The organism is Paenarthrobacter sp. NEAU-H11 (assembly GCF_050573415.1).
Classification (GTDB): Bacteria; Actinomycetota; Actinomycetes; order Actinomycetales; family Micrococcaceae; genus Arthrobacter.
The window spans coordinates 139,023-146,159 of sequence record NZ_JBNZGA010000003.1; the positions used below are offsets into that span (position 1 = coordinate 139,023).

The following is a 7,137-nucleotide window of genomic DNA, read 5'->3' on the forward strand; positions in this document are numbered from 1 at the left end:
CGGCTCAACTGGCTGCACGATTGCCCGGGAGCCGCCGCGCGGGACAGTGGATTGGGACCTCCTTCCACAGATCCCTCCCTGCAACTCCCTACCGAGAGAAGAACAACGTGTTCCTCGCACTCCGCGACATCCGTTTCGCCAAGGGCCGGTTCGCCATGATGGGCGGCGTGGTGGCCCTGATCACCCTGCTGCTGGTCATGCTGTCCGGCCTGACTGCCGGGCTGGCCGAGCAGTCCACTTCCGCGATTGGCAAGCTGGGTGCTGCTGCCGGTTCGCCGGTGGACACGGTGGTGTTCGGCGCACCCGGTTCCAGTGTTCCCACGGCCTCCTACACCGACAGCTCAGTCACCGCCGCCCAGGTGGACACCTGGAAGCACCAGCCGGGTGTTGGCTCCGCCGAACCGCTGGGCATCACCCAAACCCGCGCCCAGGGTGCTGCCGCCGGCTCGGGCACGGCCAATGTGGCCGTCTTTGGTGTCGCTCCCGGAAGCGGGCTGGCGCCGTCCGACGTGTCAGCCGGCACTGCGGTGGTGGGCGCTTCGGTGGCGGAGGCGCTGTCCCTCAGGCAGGGCGACGCGCTGGACATCGGCGGCGTGGAACTTTCCGTCAGCGCCGTCGTCGAGGACCAGTGGTACGCCCACACGAGTGTTGTGTGGACGGCGCTTCCAGCGTGGACCGCGCTGGCACACGTGTCCGACGGCGGGCAGCAGGCCACCGTCGTCGCCGTCACCCATGCGGACGGCGCCGCCCCCGATGAAGCCGCAGCCAACGCCGCGGCCAACACAGTGAGCGCCTCACGGACCGGCTCGTTCCAGGCGCTGGGCTCGTTCAAGAGCGAGAACGGCTCCCTGACCCTGATGCAGGCTTTCCTGTACGGCATCTCGTCCCTGGTGATCGTGGCGTTCCTGACGGTATGGACCATCCAGCGGACCCGGGACATTGCCGTCCTGAAGGCCATGGGCGCCCCCGGCTCCTACATCCTTCGGGACGCCATCACCCAGGCCGCACTTGTCCTGGTGGCGGGGGCGGGCGCCGGCGGAATCCTGGGTGTTGCCGCCGGGCTCCTTGCCGCCCAGGCTGCCCCGTTCCTGCTCACGGCAGCCACCACGCTGGTGCCCGTCGTCGGAATTATTGCCCTGGGACTCGCCGGCGCGGCCCTCGCGGTGCGGCGCGTCACCACCATCGATCCCCTCCTCGCCCTCGGCGGGAACTAGAAAGGACAAACCATGAACACCATGCAGTTTCCTGCCTCCGGGCCCGCTCCCCTGAGCCTGGCCGACGTCACCCTCGAATACCCGGACGGCGGCGGAACAACAACGGCCCTGGACCGGGTCAGCCTCACCGTGCAGGCGGGGCAGCTGGTCTCCCTGGTGGGGCCGTCGGGGTCCGGCAAATCAAGCCTGCTGGCCACCGCCGCCACCCTGGTCCGGCCCACCCGGGGACAGGTGACCATCGACGGCACCGATACCGCCGGGCTCAGGGACAGGGACCTTACCGCCCTGCGGCGCGGCAAGGTGGGCATCATCTTCCAGCAGCCCAACCTGCTCCCCTCCCTGACGGCCGCCGAACAGCTCATCATCAGCGACCATTTGCGGGGAAGGCCCGCCAAAGCGGCCGGCAGGAAAGCCGCCGAACTCCTGGACGTGGTCGGACTGTCCGCGAGCGCCGGCAAATTGCCGCACCAGCTTTCCGGCGGCCAGCGCCAGCGGGTGAACATCGCCCGGGCACTGATGGGGAACCCGCAAGTCCTGCTGGTGGACGAGCCGACGGCAGCCCTGGACCACGAACGCAGCACATCGATCATCCGGCTCCTGCGCGAGGTCACCTCGGAATTCAACGTGGCCACGGTGATGGTCACCCACGACACCGAATTCGTGCCGCTGACCGACGTTGTGGCCACCATGCGGGACGGCGTCCTCACGGCCCCGGTCCTGACGGGCGCCTGAGAACATGCAGGGGCGCGTACCCCGGCAGCCGCGTCCCGCCGTCGCCCTATTCTCCGAGGTGGTGGATCGTGAAGGCGGCGAGGAACCCCAGGGAGGCTGTTAATCCGGTGAGGTTGTGGTGCTCCTCGAAGGCCTCCGGGATCATGGTGTCCGCCAGCATGGCCAGGATGCCGCCGGCGGCCACCGCGGTGATGAACGCCACCACTGCGCCGGGAGCGTTTTCCAGCGCGACGTAGCCAATAAGCGAGGCCACCCCGCACAGCACGGCGATGCCGCCCCACAGTCCGAAGACATAGCGGGCACTGCGTCCGGCCTTCTTCATGCCGGCACTTCCGGAGAGGCCCTCGGGGACGTTGGAGATGAAGACGGCGGCCATCATGGCCGGGCTGACGGCTCCGCCTGCCAGCATGCCCACGCCCAGGACCACGGATTCCGGGACGCCGTCCAGGAGGGCACCGAAGGCAATGGCGGTGCCGCTGCCGGGATTTTCCGCCTCGGACGGCTGCTGGTTCCCGGAGCGTTTCCGGTGCTTGGCTCCGGCCCGGGACAGCGTCATGTTGGCTGCGACATACACCACGGAGCCTGCCAGGAAGCCGGCCACCGTGGGCCACAGCCCGCCACCCTGCACGGCCTCGTCCACCAGTTCGAAGGCCAGGGCCGAGATGAGCACGCCTGCCCCGAAGGACATGACGGAGGAGACCAGCTTGGCCGGCAGGTTCCAGCGCCAGGACAACGCCGCCCCCAGGACCAGCGCCCCTCCGGCGGCCGTGCCCCATAACAAAGCCTGCAACCACAGCGGCATGTGCACCACTTCCCGCTCCCCCCGCGGGAGCCGTCCGACCCAGTGAAGCCGGTTCCGGGTCCGGAAGCCGTGCTCGCTGAGACAGCCAGAGTAGTGGAACCGGCCGCGGCACCAAGAATTGATGGGATCTTGAGTTAAACCTTGCTGCCCGTTGACGTTTGGGGTCCACGCTGGAGCCATAGCATCAACCAGCTTGTGGGGAGAGCAGGAAGCCATGGGAGACCAAACAGCTTTTGACGGCGACGTCATTGCCGTAGGAGGCGTCCTCACGGATCAGCATCCGGTGGACTTCCGCACACTGGGGCTTGCCGGCTGCATTGACCGGCTCACCGGCCCCCTCCGCCAGCACGGGACCGCGGTCCGCTGGGATACTCCGCACTGGGGCATCGAGATTCCGGCGGACTGCGCGTCCCTCCTCTACCAGTCGGCCCGCGAGGCCCTGAGCAACGCCTATAAATACTCGGACGCGTCCCGCCTGACCGTCCAGCTCGCCGCCGTGGACCACGGGATCCGCCTGGTGGTGTCCGACGACGGCACGGGCTTTGACAGCGAGCTCGCCACCTGCGGGCGGCACCACGGCTACGGACTGCGGCTCATGGCGGTGGCCGTGCACGAAGCGGGCGGCTCGTTGGATATCCGCTCCAGTCCGGGGCACGGCACCAGCGTCACGGTGACGCTGCCGCTCGATTAAAGACTCGGATGCCCGCCGTACTGGGACAGCGGGCATCCGTAATCATTGGCGCGTCACTGGCTCGGGGCCGCCTACCTGGTGAGCTTCTCCTCATCCAGTTCAAGGTCGCCGATGTGGCCGGGCGCGTTCGCGGCCAGGACGCGGGCAACGAAGGCGCTGTACTCCTCCATGTAGTGGCGCAGGAACTTGGCGGTCCCCTCGTCCTTGACCTCGCCGCCCTCACCGAACACGGCAGCGCTGTAGTGGATGTAGGCTTCCGGGGCGTTCAGCTGCGGGGCGTCCAGGAAGCTGAGGACGCTGCGGAACGAGGACTGCATCACCGCAGTGCCGATGCTGCCCACGGACGCTCCAATGATGCCGGTGGGCTTGCGCGCGAATGAGTTGGTCCCCCAGGGCCGGGAGCCCCAGTCGATGGCGTTCTTGAGGGCCCCGGGGATGGAACGGTTGTATTCGGGGGACACAAAAAGGATTCCGTCCGAGGCTTCGATGGCCTCCTTGAGGGCGCGGCCTTCGGGCGGAAAGTCGGCGTCGTAGTCGTAGCTGTACAGGGGTAGGTCCCTGATGGGAATCTCGGTGAACTCCAGCTCCTCCGGAGCCAGTTTGATCAAAGCCTGGGAGAGGACCCGGTTGATGGAGCCGGTGGCGAGGCTCCCCACGAAATATCCGATTTTGAACGGTGCCATGAGTGTTCCTTCCAAGGGCCGGTCAGCGCCGGCCGTCCATGTTTTTTTGGAAAAGGTGCCGCCGCGGCTGGACGGCGCGTGATGCCCACTGCCCCACCAGTCCAGCACAGAAGTCCGGGAGCTTCCAGAGCGGGAAGCACGCCCTTTCGACTGGTGGGTGCCCCTTGCGGTCCGCCTGCTCCGGAGCTATTTTTGAAACGAATCAGAAAACGGTTTCCCACGGCACCATCACACGACGAATTGGATGACATGACGGACAGCACCCCCATCAGATGGCTCGACGGCGAGGCGCCTGCACAGCTCAGCGGCGGAACCACCTGGGGAATGCCGTTTGCCCGCGGCTCCGTCCCCGCCGCAGCGGCCCTTTCGGTCACGGACGCCAGTGGGGATCCGGTCGCCGCCCAGTCCTGGCCCCTGGCCACCTGGCCGGACGGTTCCCTCAAGTGGGCCGGCATCGCGCTTCCCGCCACGGACTCGCCGTCGGCGGCTTACCTCGTAAGGTCCGACGGCGGCGGCGCACCCCGCGAAGGCAACCTCCCGCCGTCGGACGTCACCAACGTCGCTAGCGGCGCCAACGTCACCGTCACGGAAACCGCTGACACCCTCACTGTGGACACCGGCACTCTCCGGATGGTGCTCAACCGCAGCGGCTCCACCCTGTTCAGCAGCCTCACCCGCAACGGCGCCGACGTGGCACGGGACGCCCGCCTGGTCAGCCTCGTGCAGGACGCCATATCCGAGGGTGCCGGCACCTTCAGCCGGGAAGCCTTCACCGGCGAGGTCACCGAAGTCACGCTTGAACAAAGCGGACCCGTCCGCGCCGTGGTGCGGCTGGAGGGGCACCACCGGCCTGACGCTCCCGGAAGCAGCCGCCGGGAGTGGCTCCCGTTCGTGGTCCGGTTCTACTTCCATGCCAACGCCCGCAGCGTCCGGATGGTCCACTCCTTTATCTGGGACGGCGACGCGGAGCGGGATTTCCTCGCCGGGCTTGGCGTCCGGTTCAGCGTGCCGCTGGAGTCCGGACTCCATGACCGCCACGTCCGGATGGCAGGGGCCGACGGCGGCTTCCTCACCGAAGGGGTCCGCGGCCTGACCGGCCTGCGGCGGGACCCCGGCGAGGACGTCCGCCGGGCGCAGGTGGAGGGCAGGCCCACCCCGCCGCCCGCGACATGGAACCCGGAGGTGTCGGACCGGCTGCATTTGATCCCGGCGTGGAACGACTTTACGCTCAGCCAGCTCAGCGCCGACGGCTTCGAGCTGCGCAAGCGCACTGCGACCGGCCACGCCTGGGTGGACATCGCCGGCGGAACAAGGTCGGCCGGTTTCTGCTCGCTGAGCGACTCCCGGGGCGGTTTCGGTGTGGGCATCAAGGACTTCTGGCAGTCGCACCCCGGCCAGCTGGACATCCGGAACGCCACCACTGATGAAGCCACGCTGACCGCGTGGCTGTACTCCCCCGAGGCCCGGCCGATGGACCTGCGCTTTTACCACGACGGCCTGGGCCAGGACACCTTCGAGGAACAGCTCGAGGGGCTCGAAATCACGTACGAGGACTACGAGCCGGGATTCGGCAATCCCACGGGAATTGCCCGGACGCATGAGTTGACCCTGTTTGCGTACGAGGGCACGCCGTCAACGGACAGCCTGGCGGCCGATGCCCTGGCCGCCTCCACCCCGGCCCTGCTCCAGGCCACTCCGGAGTACTTGCACTCCGCGGGCGTCTTCGGCGACTGGGCTCCGGTGGACCGCAGCACTCCTGCCCGCGCGGAGCTTGAGGCCCACCTGGACTTCCTCTTCGATTTCTACGCCGGCCAGGTGGAGCAGCGCCGCTGGTACGGGTTCTGGAACTACGGCGATGTGATGCACACCTACGACTTTGACCGGCACGTATGGCGGTATGACGTGGGCGGCTACGCGTGGGACAACTCCGAGCTCTCCCCCGACCTCTGGCTCTGGTACTCCTACCTGCGCTCCGGCCGGGCGGACATTTTCCGGTTCGCCGAGGCCATGACCCGGCACACCGGGGAGGTGGACGTCTACCACCTGGGGCAGTGGCGCGGCCTCGGCTCCCGGCACAACGTCCAGCACTGGGGCTGCAGCGCCAAGCAGCTCCGCATCAGCACGCCTGCCTACCGCCGCTTCTACTACTACCTGACCGCGGACGAACGCACCGGGGACCTGCTCACCGAACTGGTGGACAGCGACCGGAACTTCCTGGGCCTGGATCCCGTGCGCAAGGTCCGGCCCGACGCCGACAGCTACCGGCCGGACCGCGGCGCCCTGGGGGTGGGGCTCGGCACGGACTGGGGCTCGCTCGCCGCCACCTGGCTTACGGACTGGGAACGCACGGGCAACCCCCGTTCCCGGGACCGCCTCCTGGGCACCATGGCGGACATCGGCGCCCTCAAGTACGGCTTCCTCACCGGCGAGGCGCTGTATGACCTGGACAAGGGCCGGTTCGACACCGGCCGCGAGCTGATCCAGGTCTCCCACCTCAGTGCCGTGTTCGGCCTGGTGGAGATCTGCAGCGAACTGGTGGACCTGGTCCCCGATCCGGACTTCGAGCGGGCGTGGCTGCAGTACTGCCGGCTCTTCCTGGCCACGAAGGAGGAACAGGTGGAAGCCGTGGGCCAGCCGCTTGAGGGCATCTACCTTACCCAGGCGCACAGTCGGCTGACCGCCTATGCTGCAGCCCGGCTGAACGACCCCGAGCTCGCTGCGCGGGCCTGGGCGAGCTTTGCCGAAGGAGGCGAACACCTCAACCATGGGTCGGCGTTCACGCTTCGGAAGATCGAGCCGCCGCATGTGCTTGTGCCCGTGGACGAGGCACCCACAGTCTCCACCAACGATGCCTCCCAGTTCGGCCTGGCGGTGATCCAGAACCTTTCGCTGATCGGCAGGCACCTCCCCGGCTGACCCCCCGCCCCCACGCACAACCGCCCCACCACCCATCCCAACTAGGTAGCGGGGGCGGTGGGGGTGTTTGGGCGCAAAGAAAAAAGGGGGGGACGCCGG

Annotated in this window: 6 protein-coding genes; 4 read left to right on the top strand and 2 right to left on the bottom strand. The window is 68.1% G+C overall.

Annotated elements, in window-relative coordinates; genetic code table 11:
- The first annotated feature begins 107 nt into the window (after nucleotides 1-107).
- Nucleotides 108-1,214, top strand: a complete 1,107-nt coding sequence (locus tag ACQ3DC_RS05350) for an FtsX-like permease family protein (protein ID WP_323057464.1) — start codon at nucleotides 108-110, stop codon at nucleotides 1,212-1,214.
- 12 nt (nucleotides 1,215-1,226) lie between these two features.
- Complete coding sequence (locus tag ACQ3DC_RS05355; protein ID WP_323057465.1) at nucleotides 1,227-1,946, top strand: ABC transporter ATP-binding protein; 720 nt, start codon at nucleotides 1,227-1,229, stop codon at nucleotides 1,944-1,946.
- A 46-nt stretch (nucleotides 1,947-1,992) separates the two neighbouring features.
- Here the strand turns inward: ACQ3DC_RS05355 and ACQ3DC_RS05360 are convergent, their stop codons facing one another.
- Nucleotides 1,993-2,748: a ZIP family metal transporter gene (locus tag ACQ3DC_RS05360; protein ID WP_323057466.1), complete on the bottom strand. Its 756-nt coding sequence runs from the start codon at nucleotides 2,746-2,748 to the stop codon at nucleotides 1,993-1,995.
- A gap of 214 nt (nucleotides 2,749-2,962) precedes the next feature.
- Between ACQ3DC_RS05360 and ACQ3DC_RS05365 the strand changes: the two genes are divergently transcribed.
- Nucleotides 2,963-3,439 carry a sensor histidine kinase gene (locus tag ACQ3DC_RS05365; protein WP_157240727.1) on the top strand — a complete coding sequence of 159 codons (477 nt, stop codon included), beginning with the start codon at nucleotides 2,963-2,965 and terminating at the stop codon, nucleotides 3,437-3,439.
- A gap of 71 nt (nucleotides 3,440-3,510) precedes the next feature.
- On the opposite strand, the gene ACQ3DC_RS05370 is transcribed toward ACQ3DC_RS05365, so the two are convergent.
- The gene (locus ACQ3DC_RS05370) at nucleotides 3,511-4,122 is read right to left on the bottom strand and encodes an NADPH-dependent FMN reductase (protein ID WP_157240725.1); all 612 of its coding nucleotides are present in this window, start codon (nucleotides 4,120-4,122) and stop codon (nucleotides 3,511-3,513) included.
- Nucleotides 4,123-4,371: 249 nt separating this feature from the next.
- Here ACQ3DC_RS05370 and ACQ3DC_RS05375 point away from each other — a divergent pair, with 249 nt between their 5' ends.
- Nucleotides 4,372-7,038, top strand: a complete 2,667-nt coding sequence (locus ACQ3DC_RS05375) for a Tat pathway signal sequence domain protein (RefSeq protein ID WP_430751744.1) — start codon at nucleotides 4,372-4,374, stop codon at nucleotides 7,036-7,038.
- Nucleotides 7,039-7,137 lie beyond the last annotated feature (99 nt).